Source organism: Synechococcus sp. Cu2B8-bc1011, from assembly GCF_047302735.1.
In the GTDB taxonomy this organism is placed as follows: domain Bacteria; phylum Cyanobacteriota; class Cyanobacteriia; order PCC-6307; family Cyanobiaceae; genus Synechococcus_C.
This window is the reverse complement of record NZ_CP138915.1, coordinates 1,624,154-1,643,602: the sequence shown is the minus strand read 5'-3', so window position 1 is coordinate 1,643,602 and position 19,449 is coordinate 1,624,154. Positions and strand designations below refer to the sequence as shown.

The 19,449-nt window shown below is 52.3% G+C and carries 22 protein-coding genes and 1 tRNA gene; 17 read left to right on the top strand and 6 right to left on the bottom strand.

What is annotated here, in order from left to right; translation table 11 throughout:
• Positions 1-16: 16 nt before the first annotated feature.
• The 6 genes from SIC18_RS08620 (at position 17) to SIC18_RS08595 (ending at position 4,806) form a co-directional block, all read left to right on the top strand.
• Positions 17-652, top strand: coding sequence for a DUF3318 domain-containing protein (locus tag SIC18_RS08620; RefSeq protein ID WP_048346355.1), 636 nt, complete (start codon positions 17-19; stop codon positions 650-652).
• A complete protein-coding gene (gene rsfS / locus SIC18_RS08615; RefSeq protein ID WP_048346354.1) occupies positions 645-1,013 on the top strand; it encodes a ribosome silencing factor in 369 nt (122 codons plus the stop codon). The genes SIC18_RS08620 and rsfS overlap by 8 nt, the downstream gene beginning before the upstream one ends.
• An 11-nt stretch (positions 1,014-1,024) precedes the next feature.
• Positions 1,025-1,519: a CGLD27 family protein gene (locus tag SIC18_RS08610; RefSeq protein WP_048346353.1), complete on the top strand. Its 495-nt coding sequence runs from the start codon at positions 1,025-1,027 to the stop codon at positions 1,517-1,519.
• A gap of 33 nt (positions 1,520-1,552) precedes the next feature.
• The gene (locus SIC18_RS08605; RefSeq protein WP_048346352.1) at positions 1,553-2,524 is read left to right on the top strand and encodes an asparaginase; all 972 of its coding nucleotides are present in this window, start codon (positions 1,553-1,555) and stop codon (positions 2,522-2,524) included.
• Positions 2,525-2,577: 53 nt separating this feature from the next.
• Positions 2,578-2,654 (top strand) — tRNA-Met (locus SIC18_RS08600).
• A 493-nt stretch (positions 2,655-3,147) separates the two neighbouring features.
• On the top strand, positions 3,148-4,806 hold the full coding sequence (locus tag SIC18_RS08595) for a GMC oxidoreductase (RefSeq protein ID WP_048346351.1): 1,659 nt from the start codon (positions 3,148-3,150) through the stop codon (positions 4,804-4,806).
• On the opposite strand, the gene SIC18_RS08590 is transcribed toward SIC18_RS08595, so the two are convergent.
• Positions 4,787-5,050 carry a DUF2811 domain-containing protein gene (locus SIC18_RS08590; RefSeq protein WP_048348108.1) on the bottom strand — a complete coding sequence of 88 codons (264 nt, stop codon included), beginning with the start codon at positions 5,048-5,050 and terminating at the stop codon, positions 4,787-4,789. The two genes, SIC18_RS08595 and SIC18_RS08590, sit on opposite strands and share 20 nt — an antisense overlap.
• A 392-nt stretch (positions 5,051-5,442) precedes the next feature.
• Positions 5,443-6,570 (bottom strand): sirohydrochlorin chelatase, encoded by a 1,128-nt coding sequence (locus tag SIC18_RS08585; RefSeq protein ID WP_413429335.1) that lies wholly within the window; start codon positions 6,568-6,570, stop codon positions 5,443-5,445.
• 157 nt (positions 6,571-6,727) lie between these two features.
• Here SIC18_RS08585 and SIC18_RS08580 point away from each other — a divergent pair, with 157 nt between their 5' ends.
• The 4 genes from SIC18_RS08580 to SIC18_RS08565 all read left to right on the top strand — a co-directional run bounded on the left by SIC18_RS08580 (position 6,728) and on the right by SIC18_RS08565 (position 11,213).
• Positions 6,728-7,966, top strand: a complete 1,239-nt coding sequence (locus SIC18_RS08580) for an FAD-binding protein (protein ID WP_413429334.1) — start codon at positions 6,728-6,730, stop codon at positions 7,964-7,966.
• 399 nt (positions 7,967-8,365) lie between these two features.
• Entirely contained in the window at positions 8,366-8,626 is a 261-nt protein-coding gene (locus SIC18_RS08575) for a hypothetical protein (protein WP_048346348.1), read from the top strand.
• Between the two features lie 150 nt (positions 8,627-8,776).
• A complete protein-coding gene (locus SIC18_RS08570) occupies positions 8,777-9,268 on the top strand; it encodes a hypothetical protein (RefSeq protein ID WP_245407293.1) in 492 nt (163 codons plus the stop codon).
• 373 nt (positions 9,269-9,641) lie between these two features.
• Complete coding sequence (locus SIC18_RS08565; RefSeq protein WP_413429333.1) at positions 9,642-11,213, top strand: SulP family inorganic anion transporter; 1,572 nt, start codon at positions 9,642-9,644, stop codon at positions 11,211-11,213.
• Positions 11,214-11,232: 19 nt separating this feature from the next.
• Here the strand turns inward: SIC18_RS08565 and SIC18_RS08560 are convergent, their stop codons facing one another.
• Positions 11,233-11,679 (bottom strand): hypothetical protein, encoded by a 447-nt coding sequence (locus SIC18_RS08560; protein ID WP_245407292.1) that lies wholly within the window; start codon positions 11,677-11,679, stop codon positions 11,233-11,235.
• Between SIC18_RS08560 and SIC18_RS08555 the strand changes: the two genes are divergently transcribed.
• The 5 genes from SIC18_RS08555 to SIC18_RS08535 are packed head-to-tail and all read left to right on the top strand — an operon-like array spanning position 11,668 to position 15,942.
• Positions 11,668-12,720, top strand: coding sequence for an amino acid ABC transporter substrate-binding protein (locus SIC18_RS08555; RefSeq protein WP_048346344.1), 1,053 nt, complete (start codon positions 11,668-11,670; stop codon positions 12,718-12,720). The genes SIC18_RS08560 and SIC18_RS08555 overlap by 12 nt on opposite strands.
• Positions 12,717-13,616, top strand: coding sequence for an ABC transporter permease subunit (locus SIC18_RS08550; RefSeq protein ID WP_048346343.1), 900 nt, complete (start codon positions 12,717-12,719; stop codon positions 13,614-13,616). Before SIC18_RS08555 ends, SIC18_RS08550 begins: the two co-directional genes overlap by 4 nt.
• Positions 13,617-13,641: 25 nt before the next feature.
• Entirely contained in the window at positions 13,642-14,145 is a 504-nt protein-coding gene (locus SIC18_RS08545; protein WP_048346342.1) for an HdeD family acid-resistance protein, read from the top strand.
• Positions 14,145-15,173, top strand: coding sequence for an amino acid ABC transporter permease (locus SIC18_RS08540; protein ID WP_048346341.1), 1,029 nt, complete (start codon positions 14,145-14,147; stop codon positions 15,171-15,173). The genes SIC18_RS08545 and SIC18_RS08540 overlap by 1 nt, the downstream gene beginning before the upstream one ends.
• Before the next feature lie 25 nt (positions 15,174-15,198).
• Positions 15,199-15,942, top strand: a complete 744-nt coding sequence (locus SIC18_RS08535; protein WP_413429331.1) for an amino acid ABC transporter ATP-binding protein — start codon at positions 15,199-15,201, stop codon at positions 15,940-15,942.
• Here SIC18_RS08535 and SIC18_RS08530 read toward each other — a convergent pair.
• The gene (locus SIC18_RS08530; protein WP_048348105.1) at positions 15,927-16,142 is read right to left on the bottom strand and encodes a hypothetical protein; all 216 of its coding nucleotides are present in this window, start codon (positions 16,140-16,142) and stop codon (positions 15,927-15,929) included. The two genes, SIC18_RS08535 and SIC18_RS08530, sit on opposite strands and share 16 nt — an antisense overlap.
• Positions 16,143-16,689: 547 nt before the next feature.
• On the opposite strand from SIC18_RS08530, the gene SIC18_RS08525 reads away from it, so the two are divergent.
• A complete protein-coding gene (locus tag SIC18_RS08525; protein WP_413429330.1) occupies positions 16,690-17,637 on the top strand; it encodes an AEC family transporter in 948 nt (315 codons plus the stop codon).
• Here SIC18_RS08525 and SIC18_RS08520 read toward each other — a convergent pair.
• Complete coding sequence (locus SIC18_RS08520; RefSeq protein WP_250395237.1) at positions 17,579-18,166, bottom strand: alpha-ketoglutarate-dependent dioxygenase AlkB family protein; 588 nt, start codon at positions 18,164-18,166, stop codon at positions 17,579-17,581. The genes SIC18_RS08525 and SIC18_RS08520 overlap by 59 nt on opposite strands.
• An 85-nt stretch (positions 18,167-18,251) precedes the next feature.
• Between SIC18_RS08520 and SIC18_RS08515 the strand changes: the two genes are divergently transcribed.
• Positions 18,252-18,584, top strand: a complete 333-nt coding sequence (locus tag SIC18_RS08515) for a hypothetical protein (RefSeq protein WP_048346337.1) — start codon at positions 18,252-18,254, stop codon at positions 18,582-18,584.
• On the opposite strand, the gene SIC18_RS08510 is transcribed toward SIC18_RS08515, so the two are convergent.
• Complete coding sequence (locus tag SIC18_RS08510; protein ID WP_413429329.1) at positions 18,546-19,439, bottom strand: homoserine O-succinyltransferase; 894 nt, start codon at positions 19,437-19,439, stop codon at positions 18,546-18,548. The genes SIC18_RS08515 and SIC18_RS08510 overlap by 39 nt on opposite strands.
• Between the last annotated feature and the right edge of the window lie 10 nt (positions 19,440-19,449).

The window sequence follows — 19,449 nt, the reverse complement described above, 5'->3', positions numbered from 1 at the left end:
GAGTGCTTAATCCACCATGAGTGAGCTCCAGCGACTGAAAGGGTTGCTGCCACCAGAGATGCAGAGCTGGGTGTTCGTGGAAGCTGCTGCTGCAGTGGAACCTGCTTTGATCACTCTTGAAGAGATCGGCAGAGATGAGGTCGAGATTCAGGTGGATCTTGATCTTTGGGACAGCTTTGCGCTTGATCACAGAAACCTGCTGTTTTGGCACGAGGTGGGTCGGATCCAAAACGACACCATTCCTAGAGATGGTTGGGAAATGGCTGCTCTAGCCATCGGCCTTGGCGGTGCGATTGGTGAGCTTTGGGTCCAAGACGGTCTGCTGTTGTTGATGGCCCTTGGCTTGTCTGGGTTTGCTGGCTATCGCCTTTATTTAAAAAATAATGCCGAAAAACGCCTTCGTGATGCGATCTCGGCAGACGAGCGGGCGATTGATCTGGCTTGCCGATTCGGCTACAGCGTTCCGAATGCCTACAAAAGCTTGGGTGGAGCACTGAAGGATTTGGTGGAACAAACACGCAAAAAGAAAAAGAGGAGCTTTTACGAGGATCGTCTTGAGGCACTTCGCAAAAGTGCAGGCAAAGCCAGGGCAGAAATGGCTCAGCAACAGGGCTCCAAACAATCTGTGACCAGCGAGAACGTCTATGGATAGTGAACAGCTGGCAGAGCTTGCAGCTGATGCTTGCGACGATCGCAAGGGTGTCGATATCCAGCTCATTCGGGTTGATGAGGTTTCGAGCCTTGCCGATTGGCTGGTGATTGCAGGCGGTCAGAGCGACGTTCAAGTCAAGGCAATGGCCCGATCCGTGGAAGACCGTCTTGAAGAAGAAGCCAAACGACTCCCTTTACGCAAAGAAGGGATGAACGAAGGCCGCTGGGCACTGCTCGATTACGGCGAATTGATTGTGCACATCCTGCAATCACACGAACGCAGCTACTACGACTTGGAAGCGTTCTGGAGTCACGGTGAACGCCGTCCCCATCTAGCGCCTGAAACATCGGTAGGCCACTGAGACCTGTTCGTATGGCTGCGACTATCTCCTGTCCTGTACCTCCCGACCAACGTCCTCAGGAAGAGTTCACCCAGTTGAGCCAATCGTGGTTTTTTGGCTGGCCGCGTCATCGACAAATTGATTTAGACAAAGCTTTGCTCTTCAGTTGGCTCCTGGTCGTTCCTCTCACGGTTCTGATTGCAAGCGGTAGTTTGAGTTTGAGACACGATCCAATCCGTCTCGTCCTCGCAGGTGCTGTTTCTGGGCTCGTTTTGCCAATGTTGTTATTGGTACGCCAATGGTTGGGTTGGAGTTACGTCCACAAGCGGCTTCTTTCTGAACGCGTTGAATACGAAGAATCGGGTTGGTATGACGGTCAAGTTTGGGAAAAACCCTTGTCTTGGCGCGAGCGAGATCTGCTGCTTGCTCAACATGAAGTTCGCCCAATCCTAGGACGGCTAGGCAGAGCCATGGCCACAACAACGGGGCTCATTCTTGGTGGAGCCAGCCTCTGTCAGGTCCTGTGACTTTGCTGACCTTCCTTCTCTAAAACTCCCTGTATGACACTTCCTCCTGGCTACGGCAGATCCTCCAGACATTCAGGCTGTCCTGCTTTTGAGGTCGTGCTGAAAAGAGGTTCATCGGTGGAATCTGTCCATCGAGTTCATGCCGTTGTCTGTGATTCAAAGGGAAGAATCCTGATGAAAGCTGGACACGCTGATCATGAAACCTTCGTGAGATCAGCCCTTAAACCCTTTCAAGCCTTGCCTGCTATCAGCAGCGGGGCCTCTGGACACTATGACTTTGGCGATCGAGGCTTGGCGATTAGTTGCGCCTCTCATGCCGGAACTGCTGAACATGCCAGGGAAGCGTTCCGACTGCTTTGGAACGCCCAATTAGAAACAGACTCTCTCCAGTGCCCCATACCTGGATGGGGTCATAGTCCCTTGGAGCACAACTGCTCAGGGAAGCATGCTGCATTCCTTGCCACATCGAGAAAAATGGGCTGGCCATTGGAGAGTTATCTGCAAGGTGACCATCCTCTGCAACAAGAGATCAATCGACGCGTTGGGGAATTCCTTGGACTGCCTGCAGAGGAACTCGTCGCAGAGCGCGACGACTGCGGTGCTCCCACCCTGCTGTTGCAACTTTCGCAAATGGCCTTGCTCTATGCCCATCTCGGCGCTTCAAGCCATGCCGAGCTTGAGCAAATCAGCCGAGCCATGCTCGCGAACCCCAAGCTTGTTGCCGGAGAAGGCCGCTTCGACACTGAGCTCATGTCTCGCTCGCATCAGCAAGTGATCAGCAAAGGAGGCGCTGAAGGCGTTCAGTGTCTGAGCAGAACAGGCGATGGCCTAGGAGTGGCGATCAAAGTGGAAGACGGCTCTCGCCGTGCCAAACAGGCTGTAGCACTCCACCTCCTGCGCCAACTTGATTGGATCACGCAGGGGAGCCTGGACGATCTGGAGGACAAGATGTTGATCATGGGTCCAGGAGTGAGACTTGAAGTGAAGGGAGAACTACGCGCGTAAACCACCACAATCGCTGGAGTTGCGAACCCCAAGTTGTATAGTTTTGGAGTCAACGCGGGGTAGAGCAGTCTGGTAGCTCGTCGGGCTCATAACCCGAAGGTCGGGAGTTCAAATCTCCCCCCCGCCACCAAATCAAAACCCCTCTTTATGAGGGGTTTTTTGATGCCTGAATCTCTCAATACTTTTAGAATTAAAGAATCGTGCCAAAACTGGCATCCTTAGAAAGAGGATTTCACAAAACCTAAAAGGAATTCCGAACAAAAGTTCATTTGACAAACACAGCCACAAAACAAAGCAGACTAAAAACATTGGGGTCAGACTATCATTTACTCAATACTTAATCCCAAATAATCCAATTAATCCAACAAAAATTTCTCTTAAATCCTCAATGATCATCAGCAATCAAGACCGAGAAAGCCTTCATCTATTACATCAAGAACCCCATCATGACTAACAGTTTGAACCACTCCTGACTCATCAGACTTATAGCTACTTAGGCATATCAGGGCCCTCAAACCATGTCAATTCAATCAGCTGATTAAATCATCGAACTATTGACATCCACGCCGCTCAAACGATCAGCTGACGAAGAGGGACACTAAGAACAGGTCATCGCTTGAGCTGTGCCACTGAAACCCTTCGAAGCCATTGTGATCGGTTCAGGTGCGACAGGAGGTGTGGCAGCACAAACGCTGGCGGAAGCTGGGGTTCGCGTCTTGGTGGTGGAAACAGGCCCCGACCTGAGCGCCCAAGAAGCCCTGGGGGGCGAACCGACCAACAGCCTGAGGCGCGTCCGTGGTCTTCTCAGCGGTCAGCATCGACAACAAGCACAACATCCCGGCTACTGGAAACACAATCCACTTCTTTATGCCGATGAACGGCGCTACCCCTACTCCACCCCAAAAGGGCAACCGTTTCTCTGGACCCAAGGGCGCCAAGTTGGCGGGAGAAGTTTGACCTGGGGTGGAATCACCCTGCGACTTTCGGATCTGGAATTCAAGGCTGCAGATCGGGATGGCTATGGGCACTCCTGGCCTATTTCCCATCAAGATCTAGATCCGCACTATTCCGCTCTGGAGAAGCAATTTGCTGTGCATGGCAACAGAGACGGACTGACGCAGCTCCCAGATGGTTGCACCACACCACCCCTGAGTTTCACCCCAGAAGAACAACAGCTGGCTGCTGCCCTCCAGAACTCGGCTGATATCCAGATGATTCACTCACGCGGTTTTTCCGCCCATCAACCATCGGCAGAGTGCCCATGGCCGCCATCAAGCAGTCCTGGCAGCAGCCTCAAAGCGGCCCTTTCCACTGGACGCGTAGAGATGCTGTCAGGGCACCTGGCAGAACGCCTCGTGATGAATAGGGATCAAAATCGTGCCCGCGGAGTGGTTGTCATCGATCAAAGCAACGGGGAGCGCATTGAGCTGGAGGCACCTTTAGTCGTTCTCTGTGCTTCCACCATTGCCTCACTGCGGTTTCTATTGCTCTCAGAACACTCAACGACGCATGGAGGCTTTCAAGATCCCTCAGCAAGCCTGGGGCGGCACTTAATGGATCACGTCTCAACGTGCCGCTTCTTTCAAGTTCCAAGCAGGAGTGGCCGTCAATCCCTTCAAGAGCTTGATCCCTCAAGCCAGTTGTCGGGGGCCGGAAGTTTTTTCCTTCCCTTTGGAAGTCTTCCACCACAACGCGATGGCTTACTGCCATTTTCCAGGGGGTATGGACTTTGGGGAGCGATCAATCGCTTCGATCCACCCTCGTGGTTAAAAAGAAATCCTGACTGCCGTTTGGGTTTTCTGATTGGTCATGGGGAAGTGCTTCCTTCCGATCAGAACAGGGTCACGTTGTCGGAAACAGTAGATCGCTGGGGAGTTCCCATCCCACATATCAGCTGCCGATGGGGAACGAACGAGACAGCAATGGTGGCTCATATGCACGCCTTGATGAATGAGGCTGTTGCCCTCGGGGGAGGGGAGATTCAACCCCTAACCGATCTGGTCATGATGCCGCTGATCGAACCCATAGTCGGCAACATGGAAGCCATGAAAGCAGGCGCTCCTCCACCTGGTTATTACGTGCATGAGCTCGGGGGAGCTCCGATGGGCAATGATGAAAATCACAGTGTTGTGGATGCCTGGAATCGCCTGTGGCGCTGTCCGAACGTCTTAGTGGTTGATGGCTCGTGTTGGACCACTTCAGCGTGGCAAAGCCCAACATTGACGATGATGGCCATTACGAGAAGAGCTTGCCAGCAGGCGCTCAGACCTGAGAACGCATGAAAAGATCGTCGAGATAGCGTTCTGTGACTGCACGATCAGTACAACCGTTTTGAACTAAAAATTGAGCAATTGCAGAACTAAGCAGACGATATTGATCCCAACGGGGATTTAACCCAATGAAATCTTTCATTCCGCGATAAAGCACTTCGGGGATTTCTGCTTCCATGCTCACCAATGAAAGTCCTACGTCACTGAGTGATTCAGCCAAAGAGGTATCGCAATGCTCAAGGTGATATCGATCCATGGAGTGGGGGAAATCCTCAGCGGTGAACTCCACCTAGGAAGACACACGATGTGGGTAACCGTCAAAGTCGAAGCAATCAAGTGGTCTCATGAGAGGCACTTCTGAGAATCGTTCCAGCCCAATGGTTTTCGACAATCATGGAGCAGTTTTTCAAACCGCAAACTGCCTTCCAAGTTCGTGTCAAGTTCAATTGAATCAAAATTGGAAAACCCACAGGCCCTCAGCAACGAGCCACGTTCAAGTCAAAAGCCGGTGGAAAACGAAGCAATATCTGTGGAAAAAAGAGGAACAATAAGCTCAAAACTTGATTGATTAGCCTCGCTTATATTCACAAGTCTCATTGGACTTGCCTGAGACGAATTCGTCAAAAAGAGGGTGATCTGAGCAGATCTTCATGGTTCAGAGGCGTCCGTCTTTGAATCCGCAAGGCGACCACGAAGGGTGTTGGGACCTAAGGGATGCTCTGCATGGGGGTAGGGGTGATGCCCATGGTCATGGGAGTGGTCATGGTCATGGTCATTGGAGTGGTCTCCATGCGTATGAGAGTGATGCCCACCCCCCAGCGGAATCGGGACACCATCGGGCTGACAAGCACCGGTGCACTCGAGCTCACACAGATCGCAGCCATCGGTCAATCCCTCCACGTGGTGATGGTGGCTGGCCTGCGCTAGGCCCACCTCAGTCTCAAAACCCAGCACTTGTGCTCTGTATTTACAGAGTGAGCAATTCATCGCTGTCTCACCACCAAGAACCTCATCGACACGCTCTACAAACGTGTCTTGCACCCTTGCGTGGTCTCCGAGATAGGAGGCATGCACAAATTCCACCTCGGGGTGATCGTTAGCGACGCGTTCACTGTGCTGGCGGATCCTGGTCACAAGAACACCAGAAAACAGGAAATAGGGAAACACGATGATGCGCTTAAAACCAAGGCGCACCACATGTCGCAGCCCTGGTTCCACCAACGGGAACGTCACTCCGGAGTACAAGGTTTCGCCCCAGCCAAAGCCAAACCCTTCCACCAACATCCGCGCGACCTTGGCGACGTTGGAATTGGCATCGGGGTCCGATGACCCTCGTCCTACAACCACCAACATGGTGTCGGACAAAGGAACGTCTGGATTGGCATCCAACGCCTCTTGGATCCGAGCTCCTGCGGCTGCAATCATCAATCGATCAACACCTAGTTCTCTTCCGTACTCGATCTCCAATCCCGTTTCAGCGCTATAGGTGTTCAGCACAGAAGGGATGTCATTTTTGGCGTGGCCTGCTGCAAACAACATGGCCGGAATCGCCAAGACCCGCTCCACCCCTTGCTCTCTTAAGCGATCCAAACCATCCCTAAGGATTGGATTGGCGAATTCCAAAAACCCGTGTTCAACAGAAATAGGACTCATGCGCCTGCGCAGGCCGATCGCAAGACGTTCAAATTCCTCAACCGCTAAGCGATTCCTGCTCCCATGACCACAAATCAAAACGCCGTAGGGCGATGGTTGCGACGCAATCGGCTCTGAACTCACGCGGTTCGTTCCACTCCCACGACACTATCCTCGGCGTTGTTGAATCGCGCTTGATGGTCTTGCCACGACCAAGGGCTTGCAGGGGATCCACAAGGTGACAAAGCATGCTGCGCTTTGGAATCCATTGGCGGAGGATTCACATCCAACTGGTTGGATCATGTCTGATGCAATCACCCTGTCCAACCTGATACGCCAAGGAATCCAGCCAACCCCCTTGTTGGTTTGCGCAGGGGGCACCAGCAGTCGCTGTGCTGCCGATGGGCTCTGGACACTCGACTTAAGAGCGGGCCATCGCCAGCTGATCATCAGCGAAGAAACAGATGAGGTGGAGATTGGCACCGGGCTCAGCATGGCTGAGGTTTTAGAAGGTCTTCAAACCCGTGGACGCTCCATCCCGGTTGGCCTATCCACCATTCCAGGGTGCGGCTTTGTTTTAACGGGGGGCATCGGTCCCCTAACCCGGTCCCAAGGCCTTGCCATGGATCACATCGTGGGACTGCGAGGTGTCTGGGGAAACGGAGACACCTTCGACCTTTCAGCCCCGGCCAACCGAGCAAGCGTTGAAACAGAGAGTGACAACGAAGTGCATCAGCAGTGGAGAGGACTGCTCGGTGCCGCTCCATTCCTGGCGGTTGTCACTGCGATTCGACTACGCACTCAGGAGATCACACCATTAGTGATTTGGCGAAGCGTAGGCAGCATTCAGCAACTCGCCGTCGCCATCGAGGAGGCAGAACAATGGCACCACAGTGGCAGCTTGCAATGGGCCTGGAACGAAAACATTGAGCTATTCATCACTTACTGCGCTGACGATTCTGCCGCGATGCAAGCGGTGGAGTCGCTGAAAACGCGTCTCGGCTTCTGCGCTGAATCCAGCATGACGATCGTTGCCGGGCAACATGCTCAGCCCCCATTTGGAACGTTGGCAAGGTCGACTACTGCACAAGGACACCTCCATCACGAAGTGATCAGCAGGCTCGGGCCTGCCTGGAGTCAGCGATTGCCATCACTCATCGCAGACCTCAATGAACTCATGCGCCACCGTCCCCATCTCGGATGCCAAATCAATGCTCAACAACTTGGTGGAGTGAGTGCTCAGATTCCCGTTTCACGCACATCTTTCATCCATCGCGATGCCATCTGGAAACCATGGATCAGCGCAGCCTGGACTGCTGGTGATGCAAAGGGGCGAGAACGTGCACTCGAATGGTTGATGCGCACCAACAACCTGCTCTCCGACTATTGCCCTGGCGTTCACCTCGCTCAGATCCATCCACATCTGTCTTGCCACCAAAAAGAACTCAATGACGCCTTTCAAGACTGGCTTCCAGGCCTCACTCAATTGAAGTCCCACCAGGACCCCCTTGGATTACTTCCACCGCTCACCATTGCATAATCAATAAATTGCAGCTCTTAGTCAATTATTTGAGTCATCAATAAAGTAGTCATTAATTGTCAATGTGTAAGTGAGAAGCAAGGCTTACCCCCCCCTTGATGAACACAGTCTCTCCCGAATCAATGGATGAGGTGATGACCACCATCAAAAGTGCTGTGATTTTGCTTACATGGATCCAAAACCGAAACCGCTGCAGCGCCGGAGATTAAATGCAAGTACTTCTGACTGAACAAGAGGTAGATCCCTGATGAGCACATTTATGCCAGCCGCTAGCCTAGCTTTGTAGCCATCAACGACATGCGCACAGAGTGCCTTAGGTCGCTCCTGAAATGGCTACACCATGGAAATAGACTTAGAAAACAAGGACGAAATGCTTATCTATAACGAACAGGAGGACAGATGACTCAAGTCAAGACTGACGAGCTTTGGGGGGAAGCCACAGAGAGAATGCTGCTGATGCGCCATGTGCATCAGCACGGCTTCCAAGCTGATGGCTGTACATGGCAAGTGGCAAAACAGCAGGGGACAAGAGCCATCAGAGGAATGGGATCTAAGAGGTTTGCTGAGGCCGTTCAGGAGCTTGTTTCTCTCGGTTATGGAGTCGTGAAGATTGAAAAACCGCTCACGTATCGGTCTCTTAAGAAGATGACAAACGTCTGAAACAGGAGGAGTGGTAATAGCTGAAAACCTTCTGACAGCATTGCCCTCAACCAAGAACAGATGGACCTCGTCTGAGTAACAATGAATAAGCGGCTGCGTGATGCCTAGGGCAAATAGATGCTATACAGCCCAGAAGAAGCTGACAGGAGTATGAACGAAAGCAGCTCCATAACCCTGCTTCAACTTATCCAGGAGGTTGCCTACTGCGATGGCTCAATGTCGCAGGAAGAAGAGGATTTGATCATGTCACTTATTGATAGCTATGGTCTTCAAGAAGATCGTAATGCCTTGAAAAACAGGCTGGTTGAAGGTTATTCGTCACTGTCAACTAATACGAGTGTGGCAAGAGGAAGCGCCAACAGAGTTGAGCGGAGCGAGCTTTTAAACCGCTTGAGCGCGCTTAAGTCAAATGAAGAACGTGATCTTGCAGTCAAACTTGCGTATCTCACCGCCATGGTTTCACGAGAACGTGATGATTTAACAGACATGAATGCCAAGGAGCTCGATCTTTTTCAAACAATCACTGATGCAGTTCAGTGCCCAGCGGAACGCGTTCGAGCTATTCAGTGGGCAGCTGATGAAGAACTTCAAGAATGGAGCATGCCGTCATTGAGGCAAGTGCTCTTGAGGTGGCTGGGCTGAAAGTATTGCAATGGGCTTAAGAGGGTGCCCTTGTCTTCCATCTCTCCTCGTCTGCATCCTCTTTTGCGGCGTCATCCGTTTCTGCCCGCAAAAGCTCTTTCGTCTCAGCCACGCGATCAGGCAAAAACTCCCAGTAGTGATGGCGACCCATTGATCACTGATTCGCGCTTCAAGCCCCCTGGGGAAGCCAACGCGACGCTCAGAGTGCGAAGCAGACATTTGGGTCGAAACGCAACTGGTGCGTTCCCATGGCCTCAGAGCCATGTCTGGCATGACCCAGGCAGAGCCGCGGTAACCTTCGGCGCCTGCATGTCCTCTGACCAGGATATTCAGCATTAACGCGTTCCTTGACAAGAAAGTGGCACAGACGCCCATGGCTTCCTCTCCCGCAATGGGACTTCAGAACTGGTTCAGCAATCCGAGACGTGATGTTCTCTCAGGCCTAGTGGTGGCCTTTGCGATGATTCCAGAAGCGATCGCATTCTCTGGGATTGCAGGCGTGGATCCCAGGGTTGGACTGTTTGGGGCCTTTTGTCTCTCCATAACGATTGCCTTCGTCGGTGGACGAACAGCGATGATCACCTCCGCCACAGGATCAACAGCCCTGTTGATGACTGGTTTGGTGGCGACAGGGAATGCAAGAGGAGAAGGACTAGGGCTGGCCTACTTGATGGCGGCAGGCATTCTCACCGGTGTCTTGCAAATTCTCTGGGGTTACTTACGTCTGGCCTATCAGATGAGATTCGTGCCTCTGGGCGTCTTAAGCGGGTTTGTGAATGCTCTTGCTTTATTGATCTTTCAGGCTCAACTTCCTCAATTGGGGATCAATCTTCACTTTGGGGAAGCTGGAAATGACCATGCCATGCACGCCCTAAGCGGAAGTCAAATCCCCGTTGTGTGGGCACTCGTCTTGCTTGGACTTCTCATTATTTATGGCCTACCACGCATTACACGCGTTCTTCCTTCCCAGCTGGTAGCAATCATTGTGATTACAGCTATCAGTATGGGGCTAAAACTAGACATTCCTAAGGTTATGGACCTTGGAGAACTTCCTAATGGTCTACCTTTTTTCAATCTTCCCTTTGGCGATGTCAGCAATCAAAGAGTTCCCTTTAGTTTAGAAACGTTTGGGATTGTCTTACCAACAGCGTTATCGATCTCACTGGTTGGCTTGATGGAGACATTCCTCACTCAAGACATTCTTGACGAGAAAACTGATTCCAATTCAAATAAAAATACTGAAGCAAAGGGCCAGGGAATTGCAAACATCGTGTCCTCGCTTTTTGGAGGGATGGCTGGCTGCGCGTTAGTGGGCCAATCAGTTATGAACATCGATAACGGTGGGCGCACCCGCCTCTCCACCCTGTCGTCTGGGATCAGCCTTTTGGCAATGATTTTACTGGCTAGTACTTGGCTTAAGCAGATCCCCATGGCAGCTCTGGTCGCTGTCATGATTGGGATTGCGGTGAGTACCGCTGACATGGCTGGCTTGCGGAATATCCGAAATATCCCTAAAAGTGATACTGCCGTGATGGTGATGACTTTTGGAGTCACCATGCTCACGACTCCCCACAATCTTGCACTTGGCGTCCTTGCCGGCGTTGCCCTTGCAGGTATTTTATTCAGTCGCAAAGTCGCAAAAGTCATTCGCGTTGAAGCGATTAAAATCAACAACGATGAATGTCGCTATGTCGTAAGGGGTCAATTGTTCTTTGTGAGTAAAGTTTATTTTCTGCAGGGATTTGATGTTCACGAACATCCAGCACGAATCACCATTGATATGAGCCAGGCACATATTTGGGACCAAAGCGGCGTGGGAGCACTTAACCAACTCATCCGTAAGCTCAGACTTGGTGGATCCGTCGTAAACGTTGAGGGGTTAAACAAAGAAAGCTTGAATCTGTTTGAAAGGATTGGCAGCCAACCCGAGGGAAGTCATGGATGATCAAGAAGCAACTTGATGACTATTTCTTGTTATAGAGGAGTGCCAAACAAGCCGTCATATCATTCCGCATGCCATCAAGACGTTTACTGATCTCAACATCATTCGGATTTAACTCGACATAGCGAACAGTCACGTCATTGCCGATGCTCATAATGAGACACAGTGTTTCCAAATCATTTGTTTCAACAGCCCTCATCCGAGCCCCTTCAAGCATGACTTTTAAAAGAGACATTTTATTGTAATAAGCTTGTTGATCAGTCTCCTCCCAAGCCATCGATGGGGAAACTATCCCAAATAAAAACATTGCCGAAAACAGGGCGGATCCCGCAAGGGTTCGCAACATCGAACTGCTAACGGACATTGCCGAAAAATAAACCAGTTCTTTTGATTGGCAAGAACGATCAGTCCAGATGAACGAGCTCTGACACACTTGTTCTCTACCAGAAACAAACAGATGAGAATCCATCTTCTTGCGCTGCCGCTGGTTTCTTTCCTATTCATTTTGAATGGATGTGCCACGCTTGGAGAAGGCGGTGCGTCAAGACTCGATCTCATCAAACGAAGAACTGAGCTTCGGTGTGGAGTGAGCGGCAAGATCCCCGGTTTTAGTTTTCTGCAAAGGGATGGTTCCTTCGCTGGACTTGATGTCGACATCTGTCGTGCCTTTGCTGCGGCAATTACTGGCAGCCCTGATCAGGTGCAATACAGGTCCCTAACCGCTCCCGAGCGATTCACAGCGCTTAGAACTGGGGAAATTGATCTCCTATCGCGTAACACCACGTTCAACCTCAGCAGAGATGCCGCTGGAGGCAATGGTGTCAGCTTCGCTCCTGTTGTCTTCCATGACGGGCAAGGCCTCTTAGTGAAGCGCAGCAGTGGGGTCTCCAATCTCAACAACCTCAAAGGCAAAACCATCTGCGTGGGCTCAGGAACCACGACAGAACAAAACCTCAACGATGCTTTTCAGGCCAGAGGGATCGACTACAAGCCCATCAAGTATCAGGATCTCAACCAAGTGATTGCTGGCTACCTCCAAGGTCGCTGCAGTGCAATGACGTCCGATCGCTCTCAGCTCGCCGCGGCCCGATCCGGATTCAACAACCCTGAGCAACACGTCATTCTCCCTGAAGTTTTGAGCAAAGAACCCCTCGCACCCCTTGCAGCAGGTGGTGATCAGCGCCTGACGGACGCCATGCGCTGGGTGATCTATGCGTTGATCGCTGCAGAAGAGTTAGGCATTACACAACAAAACATCGGAGACAAACTTGAAGAAGCCGAACGTCGACCTGAACTCACACAATTGAGGCGCTTTCTTGGCGTTGAAGGTGATTTAGGCGAAAAGCTAGGTTTAAACAACGATTTTATTGTGAAGGTGATTCAAGCAGTAGGTAATTACGGTGAAATCTATAATCGACATCTCGGCCCGGAGAGTGCCGTTCCTATTCCAAGGGGCCTCAATAATCTGTACAGGAATGGAGGAGTCTTGACCTCACCCCCATTCCAATGAATCGTTCAAAACGCTTGTGGTGGCAACTCGTCATCGTGCTTGTTCTCCTCACAGTGATGGGGATTCTGATCAACAACCTCGCCGTCAATCTGATAAGAACAGGGCTAGGGCTCAGTTTTGATTGGTTATGGCGTCCCGCAGGTTTCGCACTGAGTGAGCACCCACTTCCTTATCAACCTTCAGACAGCACAGCATGGGCACTGCTCATGGGATGGCTGAACAGCTTGAGAGTGATCGCGGCAGGAATTGTGTTAGCAACCCTGCTTGGCGTCAGCACGGGTGCTGCTCGCCGCAGCCTGAATCCGTTGTTAAGGCAGTTAGCAGCTCTCTATGTGGGATCCATTCGTCAGATTCCTCTCCTATTGCAGCTTCTGTTCTGGTACTTCGTTGCCTTTCTGGGACTTCCATCAGAGCCATTCGCCCCCCTTGGCGCCGTGATCCACCTGTCCAATCAAGGCATCAGCTTGCTTGGAGTGACTCTCAGTGTGGAGTTTGCAGCTGTCCTGATCGGACTCAGCGTGTTTACGGGAGCATCGATTGCAGAAGTGGTTCGCGGAGGTCTTGATGCCGTCCCACGCGGCCAGTGGGAAGCCTTCCGCAGTCTTGGCATGACTGAGGGGCTTGGGTTACGCCGCATTGTCCTTCCCCAGGCCCTTCCTGCAATTCTGCCGGCACTCAGCAGTCAATATTTGAATCTGGCCAAAAACAGCACCCTGGCAATTGCCGTTGGCTACGCCGATCTCTACGCAGTGAGTGACACCACCATCACGCAAACGGGTCGAGCGATCGAAGGATTTTTGCTGCTTTTGCTGAGTTTTCTACTGCTGAACTTGCTGATCAATGGAGGAATGCAGCTGCTGAACCGAGCTGTTTTAAAAAGCCAACACCATCACTAAACTGAAGTTGTAACAGCCCACTTTCATGAATACTCGCCGTATCGCTGCAGTCCTTTTAATTGTGGCGTCTGTTGCAGCGATTTTGCTGCCCTTTGCTTCAGCAACCCTTCTAACCATTGGATTGGGAGGGATTGTGTTCGTGGCTGGTCTGAATCAACTGCTTCGGATTGGAGATATTCCAAGCAATCAAGGGAAACTTTTTAAAGCGTTGTCAGGTCTGCTGTACATCGGCGGTTCTGTCTTCATTTTGATCGACCCTATCGATAGTGAAATCAGCCTCACGCTATTTGCAGGCGTCCTTTTGCTTGTTGAAGGGTTGATGGAATTAGCAACGGGAGCCAGTTCCCATGCACCAGCAAGCGGTCTTGTGGTAGTGGATGGAATTGTCACCGCCGTGCTCGGATTGCTGCTGGTGATCGAATGGCCCTCTGACAGTCTCTGGGCTTTGGGAACCATCTTTGGAGTGTCGCTTTTCCTATCCGCCTTGAACTTGCTCAAGCCCACGGATGCGCCACCAGCCGCCAGCTAATGGCGAGCAAATTCCAACCTCGGCAGCAGCGCTTTCGGCGTTGGCGCCAAAAACCGATTGAGGCCGCATTCAGCCTCCTCATTCTCGGCTTAATTGTTTGGGCTCTTTGGTCAACGGGGTCGTGGCTGATCACAGGTGCTGATTGGCGTGTGGTCACTCACAACCTTCCGCTGTTTGCTTTTGGCAGCTACCCCGCTGATCAACGCTGGAGGCCTTTGGTTTGGATGGCCATTCTCCTGTTGCTAACGATCACCACCTTGGGCAGTGATCACTTACCCAAACCCCTACAACGCTTCCAACCGTTCCTTCCCTGGGCATGGATCCTGATGGTGCCCACGGGAGTCGTTCTGCTTGCTGGATCCGCAAACCTTCAAGAAGTGCCATCTCGCGCTTGGGGAGGTCTCACCCTCACATTGCTGTTGACAACAGCAAGTGGGTTTTTAGCTCTGCCCTTAGGCATAGGACTTGCGATTGGCAGAACGTCCAATTTGGGTTTGGTCGCGATGCTCTGCCGGATCTATATCGACCTCATGCGTGCCGTTCCTCTCATTGCGGTGCTGTTTTTCGGACAACTGCTCCTACCTCTGTTCCTCCCAGTTGAGATCGAAATCAACAGAGTGTTGAGAGCTGTGATGGCTTTTGCACTGTTTGCAGCTGCTTATGTCGCAGAAGATGTCCGCGGAGGACTCCAATCCATCCCACCCACGCAAGCGGAAGCGGCAGCGGCACTCGGTCTCAATGGGTCTCTCACCATGAGAGTGATCATTCTTCCCCAGGCATTAAGGATCGCTGTTCCGGCTCTAACCAACCAAGCGATCGGATTGCTGCAAAACACCAGCTTGATGGCCATTCTCGGATTGATAGAGCTGCTAGGCATTAGTCGAAGCTTGCTCGCAAATCCTGACTACATCGGACGTCATCTTGAAGCTTATATCTGGCTTGCCGGTGTGTATTGGTTGCTCTGTTCAGGGATGGCCCTCTTAGCGAAGCGAATTGAACGTCAAGGCCACTTATCAACTGGCTCTTAAAACCGCTCGTACCCACACAACAGTTATGACTATCGCTATCCAAGCGCAATCCATTAGTAAGTCTTACTCCGACGATCATCGAGCTCTTGATGAGGTGAATCTCAGCGTCAACCTTGGCGAAGTTCTCGTTGTCATGGGCCCCTCTGGTTCAGGGAAAAGCACCTTGATCCGCACCTTCAATGGCTTGGAAAGCATTGATGAAGGCCAGTTGGAAATCGTAGGGATTCATCTGGATTCCAACCATGACGAGCGACAGATCAAACGCATCCGGCGCAGAGTTGGAATGGTTTTTCAACAGTTCAATTTATTTCCCCATCTCTCCATCCTGGAGAACATCACACTGGCGCCAATCCGCGTCAAAAAGGCAAAGAAGAAAGAGGCCGAACTCCGGGCGATGTCGTTGCTGACCCAAATGGGGATTGCTGATCAGGCCATGAAACGCCCTGCCCAACTCAGTGGCGGGCAGCAACAACGCGTGGCGATCGCCAGAGCCTTGGCGATGGATCCAGAGGTCATGCTCTTCGACGAACCAACCAGTGCACTCGATCCAGAACGCGTGAAAGAAGTTCTCGATGCCATGCGCACGCTTGCCTCAGCAGGAATGACCATGGTGGTCGTCACGCATGAGCTGGGATTTGCCCGTGAGGTCGCTGACAGGGTGCTGTTTATGGATGCAGGAAAAGTGGTGGAACTGTCAAATGCAACGACATTTTTCAGTCATGCCAAAGAAGAGCGCAGCAGGCGCTTCCTCAATCAAATGACTAACTGACAACGTCCATCCAACTCGTGCAGGGCGCGCTCTGCAGCCACGAGCTCCCTTTCAGTCTGCAGCCAGCTTTCATTGCCTACGGGAAGGCTATTAATTTGTTCAGCCAAACGCTCCTGTAAACGCTCACGTCGCGCTTGCAAGGCTTCACTGAGCCGTACAACTCTCTGGGGAATGGAACAGAAAGGAGCCGAAACAGCCACTGAACACCGGTCGTGGGACAGATGAGACTTTGGCACATCGCCACGAATGTTCCTAACCTTGACTGAAATCTGGCAAGCAGCTCGATGCTTCGCCTCCTGGCTGGAACCGATTGATTCGCCGAAAATGCTTGTGATCACTGAAAATCCTTCGGCATCGTGTTAGCTATCGTTTTAGGTATCCGTGGTCAGGAGACGTAAAGGTCCAATACAACTCAATGGAGGTGCTACTTGGTACGTCCGTCTGTGGGTTCCAGAGAAAAACCGCAAGGCAGTTGGCAAAGCACTCTCATTTTGGTCTCAGAAGACCACTCAACATGCAGAAGCATGGGTGAGGTGTGGAGCTACTTACAGGCAGTTAGAGGAAGAGCCAGAGGCTCTAGGCAATTCCGCACCATCCCTACGGGAACAGGTGGAACAAGAGTTAGAGGAACCGAATGGACCACCTACAGATAGACCGCTCTCATCAATAGAGCCGACAGAAATACAGGTTGGCGTCTTTTCACCAACCACGACACTTTGCTGTCACTGACTTGGATCTGGGTTAATCATGCTTCGCCTCCTGGTTGAACTCATTCCAGGCCTTCTTGGCGGATATCTGCTGGGACGCTTCAAACCAGGGTGGGTCAAGCCCCTAGCAACGCCGCTCGTGCGCTACGGCGTTCCGATCAGCCTGATGGGATTGCTGTTGAAAGGTGGATTAAACAGCTCACTCCTCAGCACGGCGGCCACAGCCGCGGCCGCCATCATGGGCATGCTGCTCGTGCTTAGACGTTGGCGCCGAGAGAGCGATCAGCGGCTGTCGCCGACACTGCAACTGGGGAGTTGTGTCGGCAACACGGCTTATTTCGGAATTCCGGTGGCTCTGGCCTTGCTTCCCCCGGAAGCCCTATCGGTGAGCATCGGTTACGACTTCGGTGCAACCCTCCTGTCTTGGGGGCTAGGCCCGATCTGGCTGGCTGGATCAGGTCAGGAGGCTCATCCGCACCGTTGGCGTGTGTTGATCCACCACCTCAGTTCAAGTCCTGCGTCACGAGGACTACTGGGCGCCTTGCTTGTGATGGCAACGCCATGGCAAACAACGATTACGACCGCACTCTGGATGCCTTCAAGGGTTGTGATCGTGTTGGCCTTGATCGTTGTAGGCATGCGACTTGCCGGCCTTTCAGAGGAAAGATCCGAAGCAACTCACAACACAGCAGCGCCGAGCGCGGCCAGCAAAGCATTGAATGCTGCTCTGGGGTGCAAACTTTTGCTGTTTCCTGCACTCGTCTTGGGACTCAGCCTGGTCCTTCCTCTCGGTGCTTTCGCGCGGCAGGCCCTTGTCCTACAAGCTGCAGCCCCCACAGCCATTTCGGTGCTCCTCATGGCAGAAACCGAGGAGGCAGACAGCTCGGCAGCCGCTCAACTTATTTGGCGCAGCACCCTCCTAGCGATCGTCACGGTGCCAATTTGGGCTGTGCTGCTGAAGACATTGGGAGAAAGACTCGGAACGTGAGGTTCAACCTTGCCGTGCGTACCTTCTTGCGGACCGGAAGAGCGTGCATCCATAACCGTTGGCAGTCAGGTTCCATCACCAGCAGGTCGCCATCAGCAAGTGCGAGTTCCTCTCGACTGCGACTCTGACGATGACGAAACTGCAACGCCCTGGTGGCACCAAAAGAAAGGGACGCGATTGGACATCTGGCATCAATCTCCGGTTCGTCATCGGCATGCCAGCCCATGCGGTCATCTCCATCCCGATAGAGATTGAACAGACAACCATTGAATTGGGCAGAGCAACTCTCATTCACCTGCTTGAGCAAGGGTGCAAACCAGTCAGGCCAGCCCTGGCCTTGATGAATCACACCGCTATAGCGGTAAGACACCGAAGCATCGGCGAGAAAAGCGGACAATCTCGGCACACGGTGATATTTGCCGTAGACCCGAACTAGGGGCTGCTCCCAGACAATCTGTTTTTGACAAAGGCCAAACCAGTAAGCAGACGCCTGCGGTTCAAGCCAGCCCACACGATGGTTCCAGCTCATCGATCGTTGGTCTTGCCTGAAATAAACCAGTAACGAGCCATAACAGAGACGAAAACTTCAAGGCAACTCCCCATACATTCTTCCCATGGCAGCTCGCATCACGGAAGCGGAATTTCTGAAACGGGCGCGTGAGCGCTTCGGTGATCACTTCGATTATTCGGAGATCAAATACCGCAGCTACAAGAGCCCGGTCAAAATCCGCTGTAACAAGCATCCGGTACAACTCATCAGCATCACTCCGGAGAAGCATCTCCAAACCACAGGAGGCTGTCGTCACTGCTTGAGGGAGCGACGAATTGCCGCCTTGGAGCGGGAACTCAATCGCGATGCCGCTCAGCGGCCAATCAAAACAACAGCAAAAAAGAAGCCACTATCCGCTTCAGGACTGAAGGCTGACGCGTTGGTAACAGAACCATAACCATTGCTGGAAAAGCAAATTGCGATGGGAACGCCACAGGGTTCTGGGGTGGTCGGAGTTGAAATTTTCAGGTGGAGGAACATCGCCGCGGGCTCGATCGCGTTCCATTTCCCCCTGCAGCCTCCCAACGTTGTATTCGGGATGGCCGAGATGCATGAGCTGACGCTGGTCTGGCGTTTCAAAGATGGTGTAGCCCACCTTTTCTCCATAGGCGAGAAGCCTCAGTCGACCCTGGCGTTGAGCCGATTCCATCGCCGCATCCTGTAATCCCGCATGACGGCTTTGGGGACATAGAAATTGATCATCCTGGGTCCCCATCAGGGGATGACCAGGCACCAGACTGCGCATCGGAAACACCCCGAACAATTTCCGATCAAAGGTGACCTTGTTCACTCCAGCGAGATAAGCCAGAGCAAATCCAGCCCAGCAAAGTCCGAGGGTGCTGGCACAAGATTGACGAGCCTCGTTGATCAGTTCAACCAGTTCTGGCCAGTAGGTGACGTCTTCAAACGCCAAGTGCTCCACTGGAGCACCGGTGATGATTAATCCATCCAATGAGCGCTGTGACTGTGCCTCATCCCAGCTCACGTAGTGCTGGTTGAGATGGGCTTGATCCCAGCTTCGGTAAGCATGGGATTGAAGGCGAATCCAGATCGGTTCAATCTGAAGAACCGAAAGACCCAGAGGATGCAGCAGGTTGAATTCGTACTGCTTCCCTAAAGGCATGATGTTGAGAATGCCAATGCGCAGAGGTCGTATGTCCTGACGCTCGGCTTGCTCCGGTTCAATCCAAGAGATCCGGTTCCGTTCAACAGCGGTGATCTTGTGATAGTTCCGAGGAAGTATCAGTGCCATCAGCTCAGAT

Excerpts from the sequence above, each read along its gene's own strand:
- SIC18_RS08560 (WP_245407292.1), bottom strand. The coding sequence starts at position 11,679 with ATGGATTCTCATCTGTTTGTTTCTGGTAGAGAACAAGTGTGTCAGAGC.
- SIC18_RS08605 (WP_048346352.1), top strand. The coding sequence starts at position 1,553 with ATGACACTTCCTCCTGGCTACGGCAGATCCTCCAGACATTCAGGCTGT.
- SIC18_RS08565 (WP_413429333.1), top strand. The coding sequence starts at position 9,642 with ATGGCTTCCTCTCCCGCAATGGGACTTCAGAACTGGTTCAGCAATCCG.
- SIC18_RS08520 (WP_250395237.1), bottom strand. The coding sequence starts at position 18,166 with ATGAGCTGGAACCATCGTGTGGGCTGGCTTGAACCGCAGGCGTCTGCT.
- SIC18_RS08515 (WP_048346337.1), top strand. The coding sequence starts at position 18,252 with ATGGCAGCTCGCATCACGGAAGCGGAATTTCTGAAACGGGCGCGTGAG.
- SIC18_RS08620 (WP_048346355.1), top strand. The coding sequence starts at position 17 with ATGAGTGAGCTCCAGCGACTGAAAGGGTTGCTGCCACCAGAGATGCAG.
- rsfS (WP_048346354.1), top strand. The coding sequence starts at position 645 with ATGGATAGTGAACAGCTGGCAGAGCTTGCAGCTGATGCTTGCGACGAT.
- SIC18_RS08545 (WP_048346342.1), top strand. The coding sequence starts at position 13,642 with ATGAATACTCGCCGTATCGCTGCAGTCCTTTTAATTGTGGCGTCTGTT.
- SIC18_RS08580 (WP_413429334.1), top strand. The coding sequence starts at position 6,728 with ATGTCTGATGCAATCACCCTGTCCAACCTGATACGCCAAGGAATCCAG.
- SIC18_RS08540 (WP_048346341.1), top strand. The coding sequence starts at position 14,145 with ATGGCGAGCAAATTCCAACCTCGGCAGCAGCGCTTTCGGCGTTGGCGC.
- SIC18_RS08535 (WP_413429331.1), top strand. The coding sequence starts at position 15,199 with ATGACTATCGCTATCCAAGCGCAATCCATTAGTAAGTCTTACTCCGAC.
- SIC18_RS08510 (WP_413429329.1), bottom strand. The coding sequence starts at position 19,439 with ATGGCACTGATACTTCCTCGGAACTATCACAAGATCACCGCTGTTGAA.
- SIC18_RS08570 (WP_245407293.1), top strand. The coding sequence starts at position 8,777 with ATGAACGAAAGCAGCTCCATAACCCTGCTTCAACTTATCCAGGAGGTT.
- SIC18_RS08575 (WP_048346348.1), top strand. The coding sequence starts at position 8,366 with ATGACTCAAGTCAAGACTGACGAGCTTTGGGGGGAAGCCACAGAGAGA.
- SIC18_RS08525 (WP_413429330.1), top strand. The coding sequence starts at position 16,690 with ATGCTTCGCCTCCTGGTTGAACTCATTCCAGGCCTTCTTGGCGGATAT.
- SIC18_RS08555 (WP_048346344.1), top strand. The coding sequence starts at position 11,668 with ATGAGAATCCATCTTCTTGCGCTGCCGCTGGTTTCTTTCCTATTCATT.
- SIC18_RS08590 (WP_048348108.1), bottom strand. The coding sequence starts at position 5,050 with ATGGATCGATATCACCTTGAGCATTGCGATACCTCTTTGGCTGAATCA.
- SIC18_RS08550 (WP_048346343.1), top strand. The coding sequence starts at position 12,717 with ATGAATCGTTCAAAACGCTTGTGGTGGCAACTCGTCATCGTGCTTGTT.
- SIC18_RS08610 (WP_048346353.1), top strand. The coding sequence starts at position 1,025 with ATGGCTGCGACTATCTCCTGTCCTGTACCTCCCGACCAACGTCCTCAG.